The organism is Enterobacter cloacae complex sp. 2022EL-00788 (genome assembly GCF_026627565.1).
Classification (GTDB): Bacteria; Pseudomonadota; Gammaproteobacteria; order Enterobacterales; family Enterobacteriaceae; genus Enterobacter; species Enterobacter pasteurii.
In genome coordinates this window covers 1-1,355 of sequence record NZ_JAPNMC010000034.1, presented here as the reverse complement: position 1 = coordinate 1,355, position 1,355 = coordinate 1, and the positions used below count along the sequence as shown (strand labels likewise).

Annotated in this window: 1 pseudogene; it reads left to right on the top strand. The window is 67.2% G+C overall.

Annotated elements, in window-relative coordinates:
- Nucleotides 1-65: 65 nt before the first annotated feature.
- A pseudogene (locus tag OWK27_RS24250) lies at nucleotides 66-1,355 on the top strand (hypothetical protein); the annotation flags it as partial.

Sequence of the window (1,355 nt, the reverse complement as noted above, 5' to 3'; positions counted from 1 at the left end):
AAAACGGAAATAAAGCAAATATTAGTGGAAATGGAGAAGTTAAATTCTCTTCCACAGATAACAATTTGACGGTTGAACAGAATGGTTCCACAAATGCTGGTGACGTTGAGTTTACTCTGAACCGCGACCTGGCGCTGGACTCGGTGAACGCGGGCAACAGCGTGCTGAACACCGACGGCCTGACCATCGCGAACGGCCCGTCCATCACCACCGGCGGCATTGACGCGGGCGGGAAGGTGATTGGCAACGTGGCGCCGGGCTTGGCGGGCACCGACGCGGTGAACGTCAGCCAGCTGACCGACCAGGGCCGCGACCTGACGGCGAAGGGGCTGAACCTGGCAGGTAATACCGGGGCCGGCCACCTGAACCTGGGCGACACCCTGAGCGTGCTCGGCGGGGGCAGCACCGCGGGGAGCTACAGCGGGGCAAACCTGAAGACCGAGGTGGATGCGGCGGGGAACCTGAACATCACCCTGGCGGACGCGCCGAAGTTCGGCAACGTCACCATCAACGAGGGGGACACTGGCCGCATCAGCGGGGTTGAGGACGGCGTCGACGGCAAGGACGCGGTCAATATGGACCAGCTGGACGACGTGGCCACGGTGGCGAACGCGGGCTGGAACGTGACGGACGCGGCGGGTAACGCGGCGAACATCGGTCCGGCTGGCGAGGTGAAGTTCACCTCGGCGGACGGCAACCTGGCCGTGGACCAGACCGGGGCGGACGACGCGGGCGTGATCAGCCTCACCCTGAACCGCGATCTGGATCTGGACTCGGTGACCGCGGGCAACAGCGTGCTGAACACCGACGGCCTGACCATCGCGAACGGCCCGTCCATCACCACCGGCGGGATTGACGCGGGCGGGAAGGTGATCGGCAACGTGGCGGCGGGCGTGGCGGGCACCGATGCGGTGAACGTCAGCCAGCTGACCGACCAGGGCCGCGACCTGACGGCGAAGGGGCTGAACCTGGCGGGTAATACCGGGGCCGGACACCTGAACCTGGGCGACACCCTGAGCGTGCTGGGCGGGGGCAGCACCCCGGGCAGCTACAGCGGGGCAAACCTGAAGACCGAGGTGGATGCGGCGGGGAACCTGAACATCACCCTGGCGGACGCGCCGAAGTTCGGCAACGTCACCATCAACGAGGGGGACACTGGCCGCATCAGCGGGGTTGAGGACGGCGTCGACGGCAAGGACGCGGTCAACATGAACCAGCTCGACGACGTGGCCACGGCGGCGAACGCGGGCTGGAACGTGACGGACGCGGCGGGTAACGCGGCGAACATCGGCCCGGCGGGCGGGGGGGAGGTTACCCCGGCGGGCGGGCAACCGGGCGGGGGGCCGAACGGGGGG